Consider the following 17,257-nt stretch of genomic DNA (forward strand, 5'->3'; position numbering starts at 1 on the left):
CGGGTGTGGCGCGGCCGGCCGGCCTCAGCCGAATACTCCAGCCAGTTTCTGGAGCGCGCCGTCATGTGTTTCGCGCTCGTTGATGCCCTGCTGCAGGAAGGCTTCCAGCTTGGGGTACAGGCGCACTGCGGCGTCGAGCACCGCGTCTCCGCCGGCCTGGTAGGCGCCTACGGCAATGAGGTCGCGTGAGCGCTGGTAGCGCGAGAACAGCTGCTTGAACTGACGTACCACGGCGAAGTGATCGTCGCCAACAAGGTTGTGCATCGCGCGTGAGATCGACTGCTCGATGTCGATGGCAGGGTAATGGCCTTGGTCGGCGAGGTTGCGCGAGAGCACGAAGTGCCCGTCGAGGATTGCCCTGGCCGAGTCGGCGATCGGGTCTTGCTGGTCGTCACCCTCGGCAAGTACGGTGTAGAACGCGGTGATCGAACCGCCGCCTTCGGGGCCGTTGCCCGCGCGCTCGACCAGCGCGGGCAGCTTGGCGAACACACTGGGAGGATAGCCGCGCGTCACCGGGGGCTCGCCGATCGCCAGCGCGATCTCGCGCTGGGCCATCGCGTAGCGGGTCAGCGAGTCCATGATCAGCAGCACCTGCTTGCCACGGTCGCGAAAGTGCTCGGCCACGGTCGTTGCATAGGCGGCGCCCTGCAGACGCATCAGCGGGCTGGTGTCGGCTGGTGCCGCAACCACTACGGAGCGCGCGAGGCCTTCGGCGCCAAGGCTCTGGTCAATGAACTCCTTCACTTCGCGGCCCCGTTCGCCGATCAGCCCGACGACGATCACGTCCGCTTCGGTGTAGCGCGCCATCATCCCGATCAGGACCGATTTGCCGACGCCGGAGCCGGCGAACAGGCCCAGGCGTTGTCCGCGCCCGACGGTCAGCAGCGCATTGATGGCGCGGATGCCGACGTCGAGCGGCTGGGTGATCGGTGCCCGCGACAGCGGGTTGATGGCGCGGCCTTGCAGCGAGCGCGTCTCCTGGGTGCCGAGTGGGCCGCGGCCGTCGAGCGGGCGGCCGGCGCCGTCCACTACCCGGCCGAGCAACGCGTCGCCGACTGGCAGGTGCTTGGCGCGGTCGGCGGCGCGCCGGCGCGGCCCGATGCGCCGCCCGGGCACGAGGCGCGGTACGCCGACCTCGATCGGCAGTACCCTCGCCCCCGGAGCGAGACCGAAGACGTCGTCGGTCGGCATCATGTACAACTTGTCGCCGTTGAACCCCACGACCTCTGCGTCGACCGAACCGCCTCCCGGTACCAGGATGCGGCAACCGGCGCCCAGCGGCAGCTTGATGCCGGCGGCCTCCATGACCAGGCCGTTGATGCGCGTGAGACGGCCGGATGTCTCGAGCGGGCTGCAGTCTTCCACCAGGCGACGACCGTCGGCGAGGAAGCTGCGCCACAGGGCTGTGTGCGGGTTCATGCGCCGGGTGACTCCGTGCCAGTTGCGCGCGGTCGTTGCACCCCGTCTTCGTCATCCGGCGGGGGAAGGGCGGTCGAGTTGCCGTCGTCGGGCTCCGGCTGAAGGGGGGGCTGCGGTGCCCCGTCCGCGTCGTCTGCTGCCAGCCCGGCGGTGTCTGTCGTTGCCCACGCCGCTTTCTCGTGGCCTATCGACTCGAGCACACGCCGCCAGCGTGTCTGCAGGGTTGCGTCCACCAGCGTGCCCTGGCCTTCGACACGACATTCTCCGCGCTGAAGGCGCAGGTCCTCATGCAGGCGGTGGCCGCCGTGCGCGAACTGGTCGCCTGCATTCCTGCGCACGAGATCCAGGTCCTCGGGGTGGAGATGGATCTGCGCATGTCCCTGGGGCAGTTGGAGCAAGGCTTCGCGGACGGTGTCGAGTATGCTTTCGGGGTGGTGTTCGAGGGTGACCCGGACGATACGCCGCGCCATTTCGATGGCGAGCGCCATGACCTCTTCGGCGACCTCGGCATCGAGGGTCTGCATGGCGTCCTCGAGCGCGGCCACCAGCTGTGCGACCCGGGCCGCTTCCGCCGCTGCCAGTGCGTGGCCTTCCTCGTAGCCCTGCCTGCGTCCGGCCTCCAGGCCTTCGGCCAAGCCTTCTCGCCGGCCCTCCTCGAAGCCGGCCCGGCGTACTTCCTCGTGCATGCGCTCGATTTCCTCCGCCGTGGGCAGGCGGAAGTCCGGCGGCAGTTGCGGCACTTCTGGTGCGGCGGCCGGCGACGGGGGAGGCGGCGGGGGCGCAGGGGCGTCGAGTGCGTTGGCGGCCTGCGCCTCGGCGTCATCGCCCCTGGCGCCATCGGCCTTGGCGTCGAAGTCGGCGGGCGTCCAGCGCCTGTAGGCGCCAACGGCCTGGTGGCGGGAGATGCTCATGCCGCTTCCCGGGGCTCAGCGCTCGTGCGCGGATCAAACGAAGCCATCGTCTCCGCCCTTGCCGCCGAGCATGATCTGGCCTTCCTCGGCCAGGCGGCGGACGATCTTGAGGATCTCCTTCTGCTCGGCCTCGACCTCGGACAAGCGCACCGGGCCGCGGGTTTCGAGGTCTTCGCGCAGCATCTCGGCCGCTCGGCTCGACATGTTCTTGAAGACCTTTTCGCGCAGGTCAGGCTGTGCCCCCTTGAGCGCGATGATGAGCGAGTCGGACTGGACTTCGCGCAGCAGGGTCTGGATGCCGCGGTCGTCGATGTCGAGCAGGTTCTCGAATACGAACATCTCGTCGAGAATCTTCTGTGCCAGGTCCGGGTCGTATTCGCGGACGTTGTCGATGACCGCCGTCTCGTGCGTCGATCCGACGAAGTTGAGGATCTCGGCCGCATGGCGTATGCCGCCCATTGCCGCCTTCTTGACGCTGGACGCGCCCGAAAGCATTCGCGTCAGCGCATCGTTGAGCTCCTTGAGCGCCGAGGGCTGCACACCGTCGAGGGTGGCGATGCGCAGCACAACGTCGTTGCGCAGGCGGTCGTTGAAGTGCTTGAGGATCTCACCCGCCTGGTCATACTCCAGGTGAACGAGGATGGTGGCGATGATCTGCGGGTGCTCGTTCTTGATCAGGTCGGCGGCTGTCGCTGCGTCCATCCATTTCAGGCTTTCGATGCCCGCCGTGTCCGAGCCGCTCATCATGCGTGCGAGGAGATGTCCGGCGCGTTCGTCGCCGAGCGCCTTGGTAAGCATCTCGCGCAACTGGGCTTCGTCGGGCTGGATCATCGCGCCCTTGCCGAAGTGCGCGTCGACCTCGTCGAGCAGGGGGAGCACGCGTTCGCGTGTGTGGCCGGGCATTTCGGCCATCTTCAGGCTGAGCTTCTGCACCTCGCGCGGGCCGAGCTGGCGCAGCACTTCTGCGGCTGCATCAGGGCCGAGGGTGAGCAGCAGCATGGCGGCCTTCTCTAGGCCTTCTTCAGGCGTGGTCACTTGCGCGCCTCCTCATTCGTGCCCATCCAGCTCTTGAGCAGATTGGCCATGGTCTTCGGGTCGTCGCGGGCGAGCTGGCGGATGCGCTCGAGACGCTCCTCGAAGGTCTCTTCGGCTTCGCCCGACAGCGTGACCCGCACGCCTTCCTCGTCCTCGCCGAGGGCCGCCTCTCCTTCCTCGCCTGCGGCGGACTCGGGTGCGGGCGGTGGCGGCAGCACGGTGCGCAGCAGGGGGCGGATCACGCCGAAGTAGGCGAGCAGCACCACCAGCAGCACGAGCAGCCAGTTCAGGCCTTCCTTGCCGAGCTCGATGATCTCCGGATCCTTCCACAGCGGCAGGGCGGGCTCGGCCCCATCGTCGGCGAAGGGGCTGTTGGCCACGTTGATGCTGTCGCCGCGATCGGCGTTGTAGCCGACCGCCTCGCGCACCAGGTTGGTGATGCGGGCGATCTCTTCATCGGTGAGCGGGACGCTCGTCGGCGTACCGTCTGTGCCCGGGACGTTGCGGTTGTTGACGACGACGGCCACCGACAGGCGTTTGACCTGTCCTACCGCCTGCCTGATGTGCTGGATGTTGCGGTCGAGTTCGTAGTTGAGCACCGCGCTGCGGTTGCTGCTGACGTTTGCCGCGCCGATGCCGCCCGGGCCACCCGCGACCGGCGGGGCGGTGAGGGGCGCCGTGGCCGGCACCGGGGGCTGGTTGGTGAGCGCGCCGGGCACGCCTTGCGGCCCCTGCAGCGGGTTGATCGACTCGCTCGTCTGCTGGCTGCGGATGGCCTGGTCGGGGGAGGGGTTGGGCTTGAAGGTCTCTGCAGTCTGTTCGACCTGGTTGAAGTCGACGTCGGCGGCGACCTGGGCGCGGAAGTTGTCCTTGCCTACCATGGGAATCAGGATGTTCTCGATGCGCTCGATGAAGGCCTTCTCCATCGCCCGCACGTATTCGAGCTGGCGCGCATTGAGCCCGGCATTCATGAGCGGATCGGCCTGCTCGGTGAGCAGGCTGCCATTCTGGTCGATGATCTTGACGCCATCGGCGGTCATGCGCGGCACGCTCGACGACACCAGATGCACGATGCCGGCGACCTGGTTCTGGCTCAGAACCCGGCCCGGACGCATGTTGACCATCACCGAGGCGGTCGGGCGCTGTTCGTCGCGCAGGAAGGAGGTCTGCTTGGGCATTGCCAGGTGGACCCGGGCACCCGCGACCGCATCGATCGACTGCACGGTGCGCGACAACTCGCCTTCGAGCGCGCGCTGGAAATTGACCTGCTCATTGAACTGCGAGATGCCCAGCTTCTGCCCGTCCATCAGTTCGAAGCCTGCCAGCCCGCCCTTGGGCAAGCCTTCGGCTGCCAGGCGCAGCCGTGTCTCGTGAACCTGCGCCTGCGGAACGAGGATCGCGCTGCCGTTGGCAGACATGCGGTAGGGCACGTTCTGCTGCTGCAGGGCGGTGATGATCTGGCCGCCGTCGCGCTCATCGAGGTTGGAGAAAAGTACGGCGTAGTCGGGCGCCCGGTTCCATAGCAGCACGCCCACCACGAGCGCGATTGCAAGCGCGATCGCAGCGGCGGCGGCCAGCTTCTGCCGTTGCGACAGCGCGTTGATGTTCTGCATTGCCTGCTGCAGCCGGGAATCCGCTGCTGCGGGTGCGGTGCCTGGTGGGAGCTCTGCGGTATTGTCTGCTGCGGCCATGGTGGCTGTCCTGTCGCGTGCGCTTCTTCCGATGGCGGCATTGTCCGCCTGCCGCTGCAAGTCCCGTGATTCGATAAGCGGCATTTTTTGCCGCCTGTTTGCCGGCTAAGATAGCGCTCTTCCCCGCTACAGTGCATCTCGTGAAAACGGATTCCGCGCACACTCCTGCCCAGATCGCACCATCCGACGCCGCTGCAAGTACTGCGCCGGCAGGCGGCATGGCGGCGCCTGCACCTGCACTCGACGCCGCCCAGCTTGCCGAAGCCTTCGCGCTCTTCAGTCGCGCATCGGAGGAGCTGTCCTCGGCCTATGCGGCGCTGCAGGAGCAGGTGGGGCAGCTCACGGAGCGCCTCTCCGTATTGATGGGGGCGCTGCCAGCGGGCGTTCTCGTGCTCGATCGGATGGGGCGTATCGTTCAGGCCAACCGTGCGGCTGGTGAGCTGTTTGGTCGTGATCTTGCCGGTAGTGGGCGGGATGAGGCCTTGCGAGCGCTGGAGGAAACCGAGACGCCCGGCGAGTACCTGCTGCGCGGGGCGCGCATCGACCCCGGAGCCGAAGCGCGCCGCGTCGCGATGACCGAGGCCGAGCTGGAATCGGGCGAGGAGCGCATCGTGTTGCTACATGACATCACCGATACCTTCCGCATGCGCCTGACCGCCGAGCGTAACGAACGTCTCGCGGCGATGGGCGAGATGGTCGCCGGCCTGGCGCACCAACTGCGCACACCGCTGGCCGCCGCCTTGCTCTACACGGGTAATCTGCGCCAGACCGAGCTCGATCCGGTGCAGCGCATCAATGTGGCGGATCGCGCGCTCGAGCGCCTGCGTTACCTTGAGCGCCTGATTCGCGACATGCTGCTGTTCGCCCGTGGCGACAGCACGGGGCGCCACCGCTTCGAAGTGTGCGAACTGGTGACCGAGCTCACGCATACGCTCGAACCGCTGGCGCGCGCACGCCAGCTTCGCTTCGAAAGCGCGTGTGCCTGCCCTCAGGCCCGTGTCCTGGGCGACCGCAAGGCCTTGGGTGGGGCGCTCACCAATCTGCTGGAAAATGGCATCCAGGCTTGCCCGCAGGGGGGGCAGCTTGCTTTCGCTGCGGTCGAGGTCGATGCGGCAGAGTCCGGCATCGGCTGCGCCGCAGTGCGCTTCACCGTACGTGACGGCGGCGCAGGCGTCGCACCCGAACTCCAGGAGCGTCTCTTCGAGCCCTTCTTCACGACACGCGCCGAGGGCACGGGCCTTGGGCTGGCGATCGCGCGCGGTGTTGCGCGCGCCCATGGCGGCGACATCACGCTGCGGTCCAGTCCTGGGCAGGGCGCCGAATTCACGCTGACCGTGCCACTGGTCACGGCCTCCGCTTCGAATGGGGACGAACCCACATGATCGACACCCTGAACATCCTTGTCGTCGAGGACGACGCTGCGCTGCGCGATGCGGTCTGTTTCACCCTGGAGATGGCCCACCACGGCGTCGTCGGCGCCGACGGTGGGCCCGCTGCTCTGGCCGCACTGGAAGAGGGGCATTTCAACCTCGTGGTCACCGATCTGCGCATGCAGCCCATGGACGGCCTGCAGCTCCTGCATGAGATCCGCGCGCGCTGGCCGCAACTGCCAGTGCTGCTGATGACCGCCTACGGCGACGTGGACAAAGCGGTAGCTGCGATGCGCGGCGGCGCCTGCGATTTCCTCATGAAGCCTTTCGAGCCCGAGGTGCTGCTCGAGAACGTGCGCCGCTATGCCGCCGTGCAGCCCGATGCGGAGGATACCGTCGCCGAGGATCCGCACACGCGCAACCTGCTCGCGCTCGCCGCGCGTGTCGCCGAGACCGACGCTACGGTCATGCTCTCGGGCGAATCGGGGACCGGCAAGGAGGTGTTTGCGCGCTACATCCATGAGCATTCGCCGCGCGCCGGCAAGGCCTTCATCGCCATCAACTGCGCGGCCATTCCCGAGAACCTGCTGGAGGCGACGCTGTTCGGCTACGAGAAGGGCGCGTTCACCGGTGCGCAGTCCGCCCAGCCGGGCAAGTTCGAGCAGGCACAGGGTGGCACCATCCTGCTCGATGAGATCTCCGAGATGCCTCTGGGCTTGCAGGCCAAGCTGTTGCGCGTGCTGCAGGAGCGCGAGGTCGAGCGCGTGGGCGGCAAGAAACCGGTGGAACTCGACATCCGCGTGCTGGCCACCAGCAACCGCAACATGCCTGCGGAGGTCGCTGCCGGGCGTTTCCGCGAAGACCTCTATTACCGTCTCAACGTATTCCCGATTGCGATTCCTGCGCTGCGCGAGCGCCCGGGCGACATCGTTCCGCTCGCACGCCACTTCCTTGCACGCCATGCGGCCCGTCTGAAGCGCCTGGTGCGGTTCTCGCCCGAGGCCGAGGCCTTGCTGCCGCGATACGGCTGGCCCGGTAATGTCCGCGAGCTCGAGAATACGATGCACCGCGTGCTCATCCTTACCACAGGGGATGAGGTGAGCGCGGAAACGGTGAGGCTATGCCTGCCGCACTGGAACCCGGGAGCGGCAGATGTTGCCGCTGTGTCGGCAATATCTGCCGCTTCGATGTCGGCAATTGCGCCCATCTTCCCGACGCCGCCGGCCCAGGCGCCCTTGCAGGCCGCGCCGGCGGCTGCAGATGCTGGCCTGCTTCCTGCTTCTGCGGCCTCCGGGGCCGGGCCCCAGCGTCCTGCCAACATGAAGGATCTGGAGCGCGAACATATCCTCTCGACCTTGCGCGAATTGGGTGGCTCGCGCAAGAAGACCGTTGAAAAGCTTGGCATTTCGGAGCGCACCCTGCGCTACAAGCTGCAGCAGTACCGTACCGAAGGGTATGACTGCTGAGCCTGATTGTCGGGTGTCGACAGGATGACCAAGGGGCTTGCAGGGCCTGAAGCGAGCCGAGGCGACTCCGTCGCCGCTGCCATCGTAGCCGGTGGCATGCCGTTTGCTCTGCTACACTGACGTCACCGAACACCCTGAGGCTGGGGAACGCACATGGATACCCGTGGAATCGACCAGATGCTGAGCGAGCTGCGCTCGGTGTCGCAGGCTGCACAAGGCAAGGCCGTATCGCCCGCCGATGCGCCGGCCGGTGGCGTGAACTTTGCCGACGTGCTGGGAAACGCGCTCAAGGACGTCAGTGCGGCCCAGGGCGAGGCCAGGGCAATGGCGCAGAACTTCTCAGCCGGCGACCCGAACGTCAATCTCCAGGACGTCATGGTCAACCTGCAGAAGGCGAGTCTGTCCTTCCAGCAGATGGTGCAGGTGCGCAACCGCTTGGTCACGGCTTACCAGGACATCATGAACATGCCGGTCTGAGGACATCCAGAGAGGTCCATGGATGTCTGGTGTTTCGCGGTAATTAACTGAAAAATAAAGAATTACGCCCTTGGGTCTTTCCAGGGGCGTTTTTGTTCGTCCATTGCATTCCGGTCCTCGTGTGGGTAAAGAACGGAAGAGATTCCGCCATGTCCGCACACACTCCGCTGGCCATCCTGCTCGACCTGTCCGAAGAGAACCGGCTGACGTCGGACGACTTCACCCGCGCCTTGAGCGCCGCAAAGGTGCGCGCCACGAAGCCGGGCGCGGCACCCACCAAGTTCGCCGATGGTGGGGGGCTCACTCTCCATATCCCGCCGAGCGGTGCAAAGGTCTGGCGCTACCGCTACCGCTACCGCCTTGGTGGCAAGGAGCAGATCCTCACGGTCGGCGCCTATTCCGATGTCTCTCTTGAGCATGCCCGCATCGCCCATCGTGCGGCGCGCTGGCTCGTGGCGCGCGGCATTCACCCACTGAGCTACGCGGAGCAGGAAGCCAAGCGGCGGGCGGCAGAAGCCCAAGCTTTCGACGAGCACACCTTTCGAGCAATCGCCGAGAAGTGGCAACAGGCCACCGCCGCGAACCTTGCTCCGAGGACCGTGGAGCACCGCCGCGCCATGATCGACAAGCACGTCATGCCGACGATCGGCGCAAAGTCCATCAGCGCCATCACACGGAAAGAACTGCATTCAATGCTCACCGAGCTTGACCAGCTTGCGCCAGTGACCGCGCGCCACTGTCGCGGTTACATCCAGCAGATCTTCGAATACGCCGAAGATGCGGAACTGGTTGATGCGAACCCGACACCGCGCGCTCGCGCGCTGGTGAATGCGACGAAGCGGTCGGAGGTGCCGCGCAAGGCGCTGCCGCTCAATCGCCTGGGTGAGTTTCTGAAGACCCTCGACGATGCGCCTGAGACCGATCCGACGACCAAGGCGGCGCTGCGACTGCTGGTACTGACCTGGTTTCGTACGTCCGAGGTCACCGGCGCGCGTTGGGAGGAGTTTGACCTGCAAGCCGGGACGTGGGTCATTCCGGCTGAGGGCATGAAGGGCAGGGAGGCGCATCGCGTCTTCCTGAGCCGGCAGGCCGTCACGCTGCTTCGTGAGTTGGGGTCGAAGGCTGACGGCACAGTATTTCCAAACCGCCGGCATCCGTCGCAGCCGATGCATCGAATGACCCTGACCAACTGGCGCAAGCGCTGGGGGTTCGCCGATGTAATGGAAGTGCATGGCCTGCGCGCCATGGCTTCCACATGGGCAACCGAGTCGGGCAAGTACCGGCCGGACGTGATCGAGGTGGCACTTGCTCACAAGGAAGCGGATCGTGTGCGGGCCGCCTACAACCGGGCTCGGTTCGGCGACGAGTTGCGGGTCTTGTGGCAGGACTGGGCGGATCTGTGTGACGAAAAGGTGGCTGCCGCCCGGTCTTGCAACGCGACGTGAACCGCGCCCGGCGCCCTGAGGGAAACGCAGGCCGGTACGCATGGTGACGGTACCGCAGCGAGTGGGTCTAGGCCGGATCCGGTGATGCCTCCCCGACCCGATTGGCCAGATGTATCGAGCCCACGCATATGGCGCGCTGGGCGAACCGAGACAAGCTGTCGCTGGCTTCTGCTTTCGGCCGCAGCAGGTAGGCGATCAACTGCGGCGACAGCCCGGCCAGTGGTCGCATCAACACGCCGAGTGGGCGATAGGCCACGATCTGTGCGGTCGGCGCCAGGCCGGTGCCGTAGCCCGCAGCCACGAGCGTCATCATCAAGGCCGAGGACGCGACGCGCTCGGCCACGATTGGGGCGTCGATCACGTCGTGAAGGATGCGATCGACTTGCAGATGGATGCCCGCGCAGGCAGCCGGATCCCATAGCACCATCGGGTAGCGCCTCGCCTCGGGCAACGGGACGTGCGTGTAGGCGAGGAGGGGAGAGCGCGCCGGCACTGCGAGCGCAAGCGGTTCCCGCCAGACGGGCTTGGCAGTCAATCCGTTGCTCGCCTCGCATGACGTCGCCAAGCCGACATCGTACAAGCCAGTCAGTAAGCCCTCGATTTGGCGACCAAGGTTGGTTTCGAACAGCGAAAGCTCAACGCATGCTGCGGCAGGCATTTCGGTGGATTCGGGCATGGCGGTGCCTTCGGCTTCGTCGGAGGCGATCAGGTCCTGCGGCGGCAGCGTCGATGCGGGCGGCGTGATGCCGCGCGCCCGGTCGATCTGTTCGGCCACCATGAAGGCCGCCTCCAGTTCGCCGATGCCGTGCCGGCGCATGAGCTGGTAGCGCTCCGCCTTCTCCTCGGGCTCCGTCTGCGCGAGCGCCAGGTAAAGGCTCGGCGGCACGGCGCGGAACAGCACCTCCATCGACTTCGAAAGGATCACGCCCTCGCTGAACTTGCCCGCCTCCTTGCGCGCAGACAGCATCAGCGCCTTCTGTGCCGGCGACAGCTCGCGAAAGCGCGCGATCTTCTCCACCTCGTCGGGCGGCATCGACAGGCAGATCCACCACTCGATCATGTTCAACATCGGCTCGGCCGCCTTGGGCAGATCGTCGATGTTCTGCGTCGCCAGCCAGTACCAGGCGCCGAGCTTGCGCCACATCTTGGTGATCTTGACCACGTAGGGCGCGAGCAGCGGATTCCTGGTGATGATGTGGCCCTCGTCGGTGACGTTGATGATCGGCCGCCCGAGGAACTGGTCGCGCTCGGCGAGGTTGTTGACGGTGTTGATCAGCGAGATGTAGGCGATCGAGAGCTGGGCGTTGTAACCCTCGCGCGCGAAGGTCGCCAGGTCGACGATGGTGATGTCGGCCTCGGGCCAGGGCGTGCCGGGCCGGTCGAACATCTCGCCGTCGGCACCCTGGCAGAACATCTCCATCGCGTCGGCCATCTCCAGCAGACGCCCGCGCCTGGCTTCCGGCAGGTTCGGGTCGTGCCCGCGTTCGCGCAGCGCATCGCGCACGTCGCGGGTCAGCACCGTGCGCTTCTCGCCACCTTCGCCGTGGCGGCGCTGCGCGGCCTCGAGGATGCACTGGCGGATCAGGCTGCGGTCGGCGCGCGTCATGCGCGCTTCCTCCTTGTCCTCGCCGCCGGTGATCATCAGCCGCGCGGTGATCTCCAACTCGCCCAGCACGTCGCGCTGATCGTCGCCGCCGGCCGCGCCGGCCTCGGCGAGGTCCTCGTCGAGCGCGTCGGCATCCAGCGTCTGCACCTGGCTCGGCGTATCGACCAGGCGCCAGGCATCGGCGAACGGCGCCAGGCTGACGCCCGCACCCGGGGCGAGCCGCACGCGGTGGACGGACAGACCCAGCCGTCCAGCGAAGTCGCCGAACAGGCCGAAGCTGTTGCCGGCCTCGACGATGAAGAGGCGCGGCCGATAGATCGCCGTGATCTGGTTGAGGATGTTGTTGAGCGTGGCCGACTTGCCCGACCCGGTAGGGCCGAACAGGAACAGGTGGGCGTTCATCTGCCGGTCGAGCCGGTTCAGCGGGTCGAAGGTGATCGTGCCACCGCCCCGGTTGAAGAAGGTGATGCCGGGATGGCCCGTGCCCTGGCTGCGCCCCCACACCGGCGCGAGGTTCGCCGCGTGCTGCGCGAACATGAGCTGGGTGTACCACTGGCGCTTGTCCGCGGCCGGGTCGAACACGCAGGGCAGCCAGCGCAGGTAGGTGTTCAGTGGCGCCACTTCGTCTTCCTCGCGCACCGGCTGCAGGCCGGCGTTGAGCAGGACATTGGCGAGTTGCAGGCCGCGGGCATCGAGCTGCGCCGGATCGCGCCCGCGCAGGTAGAAGGCCAGCGCCCCCCGGTAGAGCTTGTGCGCGCTGCCGATGAGGCCGCGTGCCTGCTGCACGTCCTGGCGGGCCTGCTCCGAGGCCAGCGTCTCGCCGACGGCCTTGCGCGCCAAGTGGTTGAGGTGGGCCTCCAGCACATCCTGCGGTGTGGCGACCAGCGTCAGGCACATCACCGTGTCCTCGGGCAACTGGTCGAACAGCGCGTTCATCGAATCGCCACCCTTGCGGGTCTCGCCGGTCAGGTGGCCGGTGGTGGGCGGCGTGCGCAGGCGGTCCACGACGACGACCCGGTGCGGCATGCCGTCGAAGAACCACAGGCCGGCCGCCACGTCCGAGCGTGGCTGGCCGAAGAACAGGCGCTGGGCGAAGTCGGTGCCGCTGGCGAGCTCGATTTCGCCCTCGTCCAGCTCCTCGGGGTAGCGCGTCAGCGCGTAGAAGCACTCGCGATCCTCAGGCGCCGTTCCAAGCATGGTGGGGTTCGGGTTGAACCATCGCAGCAGCCAGTCGTGGATGTCGGCCGCGCCCATGCGCAGGGCCTTGACGCCGGCATTGGCCAGGCCGCCGACGAGGCGCTCGCAGATCGTCGTCAGCGCCTGCTCGGGTGTCTGCCCGCGCCGCGTCGATGCGGCATCTGGCGTGCGCCGGTAGACCACCATGCGCACGCGCCGGGTCTGGCCGCGCCAGGGGAGGCGGGTGACCGTGGTGTCCTCGAACAGGCCGCCCGGCTTGGCGATTGCGCGCAGGTGGTGGGCCATCGAGCGCAGGTAGAAGTCGCTGAACGCGCTGCCCCGCGCGCGAGGATGCAGATAGCTCGTCAGCGCGCGCAGGTAGTGGTCCCAGTCGACCTCGTCCTGCGCGTAGAGCTGCACGACCCAGGGGTTCTCGTCGAGTTCGTCGAAGGAATCCTGCAGCGCGTTCTCCAGGGCATCGCGCGCCTGCCACAGCCAGGCCAGCTCGCGCCCTTCGGTGCCGATAGGCAGGAGCTCGAAGAACGCCGCCACCGACTGGCCGTCCTCCAGCAGCATGCACTTCGAGCCGGGCAGGTACTCGACCCAGGGCAGCAGGTCGGCGAAGGAGCGCGCGACGTCGTAGAGGGCGGCATGGTCGGCCTGCGTGGCCGGCCGGCGTCCGCCCTTTGCGAGTGCGGCTGCGGCGCCCGGCGCGCCGATGCCGTGCGCGGCCAAGGTCGCCACATGCCGCTCCCAGGCATCCGGCTCCACGGCGGCCTGTGCCGATGTGGATGCCGGCCGGCGCGGCCACGGCAGCTTCCAGCCCATCAGTAGTCCTCCACGCGCTCGCCGGGCAGCGCGTACTGCACCCTCTGGTAGAGCGGAAACACCGTGCTGTAGCCGGGCACGGGCACCGGATCGGTGCCGGCCAGGTGTGGAAAGACGTACATCACCAGGTCGGGATTCGGCAGTCGGTGGAACTGGCGATGGATCTCGTTGGCGGCACTGCGGGTGAAGGCCGTGTTCAGGGCGGTCGTCGCCTGTGCATCAGCGTCGGTGAGCGGACGGCGCAGAATTTGGCGCGCGTCGAGCAACTGGCGGCCGGCCTGACCGCCCGGGCCGCCCCCGGTCTCATGCTGCCAGATGTCGAGCATGGTGCGCTCGCCACGCGGCAGCAGCTTCTCCGAATGGGTCGCACAGCCGCCGAGGGCGATCGAGGCGACGACAACAAGCAAGGCCATCGGCCGGTCAATCCAGGTCGGGCACATGCGCTTCTCCCAGTTGGTGGTTCACACGACGCCCCTTGGCGTCGTAGTCGATGGCGAGCGGCTGCTCCAGATGCACGGCGACCCGGGCGCCGGGCTGCACGTAGACCGCCGCGAAGGCCTGCCCGTAGAGCTTGTTCACCCAGTCGGCCATGTCGCGCACGCCGCCGGCGAGAATGCGGCCCATCGCCTCGTTGCCGCTGATGCCGACCGTGCCCAGCGAACCGTTGCTGTTGGAGACCACGGCCACGCTACCGTTGTCGGACTGGATGAGCGAGGCCGCGCCCGCGCCGGCCGCGGTGATCAGGGCCTGTGAGCCGAGATACTGCTGGGCATTGCTGCGCCGCTCGCCCGAGACGCAGGGAATTCCGTAAGGGTCGCTGATCCACCCCAGGCCGTCCTGCAGGCTGGTGCTGTGCTGGCTGCGGCGGCCGTCGTCCTCGGGCACCGTGCGGATGGTGCCGTCGTGGAACACGAAGGTGATGGAGCGGATCTGCCCGCGCACGCACGAGAGCGTCCAGTCGCCCGAGGCCGTGCCGCTGACGACCGCGCCGGCCACGTCGGGAATCTCGATGCCGTTCGCCGTGAGGTTGTCAGCGCCGATCAGCACCTTGAAGGGATACGGGTCGTTGACCGTCCCGTCGATGGGGACGCGGCCGATCAGCGCGGTCATCGCGACCGAGCCCATCAATGTGGCGTTCGCGGGCACGGTATAGACGGCCTCGGTCGTGCTTCCCGTCGCCCGTGCGACGTTTTCGTCGGTGGCGACGGCGGCGGCCGTTGGCGGCGCCGATTCGGCCGGACCGAAGCTGCTGGGGAAGCTGGGCAGCAGCGTGCCGGAGGCGCCGCCCTTGCTGTCGTGCCGGGCATCGTCCGGTTCGATCCAGCGGATGTCGTCCTTGCCGAACCGCAGGCCATCGTCTTCGCCAAGGCCCAGACCAATCGGCAGATCGGAGGCATCGCCCTTGGCGGACAGGCCGTCCAGGCGCCGTTGCAGTTCCTGCATTAGTCCCTGCGTCTGCTGCCGGTCGTTGGCGGCCTGGCTGCGCTCCTGCTCCAGGCGACGGCGTTCGCTGTCGAGGGCGCTCTGGATGCGCTGGTCGATCGCCCCCTCGCGTGCGCGCAGGCGCTCGTTCTCGGCCTTGTGCTGGCGGTTGTCGCCCAGCGCGGTCTGCAACTCGGCGCGCAGCTGCCGGACCTGTGCGACCAGCGTGGCGACGGTATCGCGTGCTGTGTCGCCTGCGATGCCCAGCGCCTTCATCTCCTCGGGCGTGAGCTGGCTGGTCGCATCCGGCGCGCTCGGCGCGGCGTCGCCGCCGGAGAACAGCTTGACCCCGACGAACACCAGCAGCAGCGCCATCGGGATCAGCAGCCACTTCAGGAGCGGGTTACTCGTCATGGGAGTCCCTCCCGGCCGCAGCGGCCGGCGGCAGGTTCATGCCGGCATCGATGGGGCTCAGCGCCGGCAGCAGCGATTCGGCAAGGCCTCGGCCCCGGGTGACCAGATAGACCATGGTGGTATCGGTCGAATCGCCAGCCGGCCCCAGGTCAGGGTGCTGGAACGTCGCCGCCACGAAGTCGCCCTGCAGCGCCCGGGGATCGAGCTCGAGCCAGCGGGATGAGGTATTGGTCAGGCGCACCGCGGTCACCCACTGGTCCTCCAGTCGCCACGCCGCCATGGCGCGGGCCCGGACCGGCAGCGCGGGCAGCAGCGTGTCCAGGGCGAGGTCGCGTCGCAGGTTCACGCGCCCGATGCCGGCGACGGGCTCGACGGTGCGTAGCGGCGCGTAGAGGTTCTGCGCCGCGTAGCGGGTCAGGATCACGGGCACCGGCGTCTGGCGGCGTGCGGCGGGCTGTCCCGTCTGCGTCGGGTCGTTCGCACCTGCGGCACGTCCGTGTCCGGTGGCCGCACCCACAGAGACGATGCGCACCGGCTCCAGCGGCGATTCTCCGTCCCTCGCGTCCTCGGCGGCGATGTCGAGCAGCATGATGGCGCCGGATTCCACGTCCTGCAGTTGCAGCCGTGTCGGTGCGAAGGGTTCGCTCGCCCGCAGGTAGATCGCGACGCCCGCGCTCTGCACGCGCAGGCGACCGCCCAGGCTCGCGGGCAGGCCGACGCGCACGTTGCGGTCGATGAAGACCACGCGCTCCTGGCCGACCACCAGCGGCACGGCCAGCGGCAGGCGCTCCCAGCGCAGGATCTCGATGGCGTGGCCGGACGGCACCGGGCCGAGGCCCACCAGCAGACCGGCCGCGATGATCAGGACGAGACGTTTCATGGATTGCCTCCACGCGGGAAACCGGTGCCCCCGCTGGGCGTGGCGGCCGGCGATTGCTCCAGCGGTGGTGCCTCGATGCGCTGCGGCGCGCCGGCATAGCAATCGAGCGCCAGGCCGAAGGGGTTACGCTGGGGATCGACGTCCTGGCGGACCACCTTCAGCGGATAGCGCACCGTCGCACGCTTGACCTGTTCGCCACCGTGGTACTCGTCGGTGCTCACGTCGAGCGTCACGATCCAGTCGCGGCTCGAAACCGTCTTTACCCGCGCGGTGGGGTTGTCGCCGTAGCCGCGGCCCGGAATCTCGTAGATGCCGCGCACCCGCTGGCGCAACTCGCCGCTGCGGCGACGATGCTCGTAGTCCTGGCGCAGGAAGACCTGGCAGGCGGGCGTGATGTAGGCCGACAGCGCGTGCAGGTTGCGCGCATAGTCCTCCTCGCCGTTCGTGGGCCAGCGCTGCACCTGTTGCCAGACATAGAACGCGAACGTGTAGACGCTCTCGGGCGGTACGTCCCACCATTTGCGGGTGCTGCCCGAACGCAGGTCCGGCGGTACGTGGATGGTGAGCTGCTTGGGTGCACTCCACCAGCCGAAGCCGAGCAGCAGCGCCACCACGAACAGCGCGCCGGCGGTCAGGCGCAAGGTGCGCACGTGCGCCTGCAGATGGAAGACTTCGTTCCTGAAGCGGCTCATGTCGCACCTCGTCCGCGAGTGCGCCGGGTGGTCCTGCGCGTCGTCCAACGGCCCGAGCGGGTGATGAGACCATGTTCCCCAAGCCAGGACGCGATCAGCGGATACCTTAGCGCCAGGCGCCACTGGAGCTGCCGGTACAACCAGGTGTCGGGCCGGCCGCGCTTCTGGCGGCGCAGGAAACCACCGCCGGCAAAGACGCCCAGCGCGACCCCGGCCACGACCACCGTGGGCACCATGGCGATGCTGTGCGTGGCCCAGGCCAGCGGCACGCCGACGACGAACCCCGCCACGGCGGACAACCCGGCGCAGATCCACAGTTCGTCGGCGGTCAGGCCCCGGACCACGACCGGCTGGCGGTTCAGCCGGTGCGGCAGAAAGGTCACCAGCCCATCGTGTGCGGTATCGGTCGAAGCGGCCATCACCAG

14 protein-coding genes are annotated in these 17,257 nt (G+C 67.8%); 4 read left to right on the forward strand and 10 right to left on the reverse strand.

Features of this window, described 5'->3' with window-relative positions:
- Positions 1–24 precede the first annotated feature (24 nt).
- From fliI to fliF, 4 genes are read right to left on the reverse strand one after another with little or no spacing between them, the layout of a single operon-like run.
- Positions 25–1,419, reverse strand: coding sequence for a flagellar protein export ATPase FliI (gene fliI, locus LQF09_RS08165; RefSeq protein ID WP_002924080.1), 1,395 nt, complete (start codon positions 1,417–1,419; stop codon positions 25–27).
- The gene (locus tag LQF09_RS08170; RefSeq protein WP_270069628.1) at positions 1,416–2,330 is read right to left on the reverse strand and encodes a flagellar assembly protein FliH; all 915 of its coding nucleotides are present in this window, start codon (positions 2,328–2,330) and stop codon (positions 1,416–1,418) included. Before LQF09_RS08170 ends, fliI begins: the two co-directional genes overlap by 4 nt.
- A gap of 33 nt (positions 2,331–2,363) precedes the next feature.
- Positions 2,364–3,365, reverse strand: coding sequence for a flagellar motor switch protein FliG (gene fliG, locus LQF09_RS08175; protein ID WP_002924085.1), 1,002 nt, complete (start codon positions 3,363–3,365; stop codon positions 2,364–2,366).
- A complete protein-coding gene (gene fliF / locus LQF09_RS08180; RefSeq protein ID WP_002924086.1) occupies positions 3,362–5,056 on the reverse strand; it encodes a flagellar basal-body MS-ring/collar protein FliF in 1,695 nt (564 codons plus the stop codon). Before fliF ends, fliG begins: the two co-directional genes overlap by 4 nt.
- A gap of 218 nt (positions 5,057–5,274) precedes the next feature.
- Here fliF and LQF09_RS08185 point away from each other — a divergent pair, with 218 nt between their 5' ends.
- The 4 genes from LQF09_RS08185 (at position 5,275) to LQF09_RS08200 (ending at position 9,814) form a co-directional block, all read left to right on the forward strand.
- Positions 5,275–6,438, forward strand: a complete 1,164-nt coding sequence (locus LQF09_RS08185; protein WP_002924087.1) for a sensor histidine kinase — start codon at positions 5,275–5,277, stop codon at positions 6,436–6,438.
- A complete protein-coding gene (locus LQF09_RS08190) occupies positions 6,435–7,892 on the forward strand; it encodes a sigma-54-dependent transcriptional regulator (RefSeq protein ID WP_270069629.1) in 1,458 nt (485 codons plus the stop codon). The genes LQF09_RS08185 and LQF09_RS08190 overlap by 4 nt, the downstream gene beginning before the upstream one ends.
- A 153-nt stretch (positions 7,893–8,045) precedes the next feature.
- On the forward strand, positions 8,046–8,369 hold the full coding sequence (fliE, locus tag LQF09_RS08195; protein ID WP_002924091.1) for a flagellar hook-basal body complex protein FliE: 324 nt from the start codon (positions 8,046–8,048) through the stop codon (positions 8,367–8,369).
- A gap of 149 nt (positions 8,370–8,518) precedes the next feature.
- Positions 8,519–9,814 carry a tyrosine-type recombinase/integrase gene (locus LQF09_RS08200; protein WP_270069630.1) on the forward strand — a complete coding sequence of 432 codons (1,296 nt, stop codon included), beginning with the start codon at positions 8,519–8,521 and terminating at the stop codon, positions 9,812–9,814.
- 67 nt (positions 9,815–9,881) lie between these two features.
- Here LQF09_RS08200 and LQF09_RS08210 read toward each other — a convergent pair whose 3' ends face one another.
- From LQF09_RS08210 to LQF09_RS08235, 6 genes are read right to left on the reverse strand one after another with little or no spacing between them, the layout of a single operon-like run.
- Positions 9,882–13,424, reverse strand: coding sequence for a conjugative transfer ATPase (locus LQF09_RS08210; RefSeq protein WP_443081776.1), 3,543 nt, complete (start codon positions 13,422–13,424; stop codon positions 9,882–9,884).
- Complete coding sequence (locus tag LQF09_RS08215; RefSeq protein ID WP_270069631.1) at positions 13,424–13,864, reverse strand: TIGR03751 family conjugal transfer lipoprotein; 441 nt, start codon at positions 13,862–13,864, stop codon at positions 13,424–13,426. The genes LQF09_RS08210 and LQF09_RS08215 overlap by 1 nt, the downstream gene beginning before the upstream one ends.
- Positions 13,845–15,260: a TIGR03752 family integrating conjugative element protein gene (locus tag LQF09_RS08220; protein ID WP_270069632.1), complete on the reverse strand. Its 1,416-nt coding sequence runs from the start codon at positions 15,258–15,260 to the stop codon at positions 13,845–13,847. Before LQF09_RS08220 ends, LQF09_RS08215 begins: the two co-directional genes overlap by 20 nt.
- A complete protein-coding gene (locus LQF09_RS08225; protein ID WP_270069633.1) occupies positions 15,250–16,140 on the reverse strand; it encodes a TIGR03749 family integrating conjugative element protein in 891 nt (296 codons plus the stop codon). Before LQF09_RS08225 ends, LQF09_RS08220 begins: the two co-directional genes overlap by 11 nt.
- The gene (locus tag LQF09_RS08230) at positions 16,137–16,832 is read right to left on the reverse strand and encodes a PFL_4703 family integrating conjugative element protein (protein WP_270069634.1); all 696 of its coding nucleotides are present in this window, start codon (positions 16,830–16,832) and stop codon (positions 16,137–16,139) included. The genes LQF09_RS08225 and LQF09_RS08230 overlap by 4 nt, the downstream gene beginning before the upstream one ends.
- On the reverse strand, positions 16,829–17,251 hold the full coding sequence (locus LQF09_RS08235) for a TIGR03750 family conjugal transfer protein (protein ID WP_270069635.1): 423 nt from the start codon (positions 17,249–17,251) through the stop codon (positions 16,829–16,831). The genes LQF09_RS08230 and LQF09_RS08235 overlap by 4 nt, the downstream gene beginning before the upstream one ends.
- Positions 17,252–17,257 lie beyond the last annotated feature (6 nt).

The organism is Thauera sp. WB-2 (assembly GCF_027594845.1).
GTDB classification, from domain to species: domain Bacteria; phylum Pseudomonadota; class Gammaproteobacteria; order Burkholderiales; family Rhodocyclaceae; genus Thauera; species Thauera mechernichensis.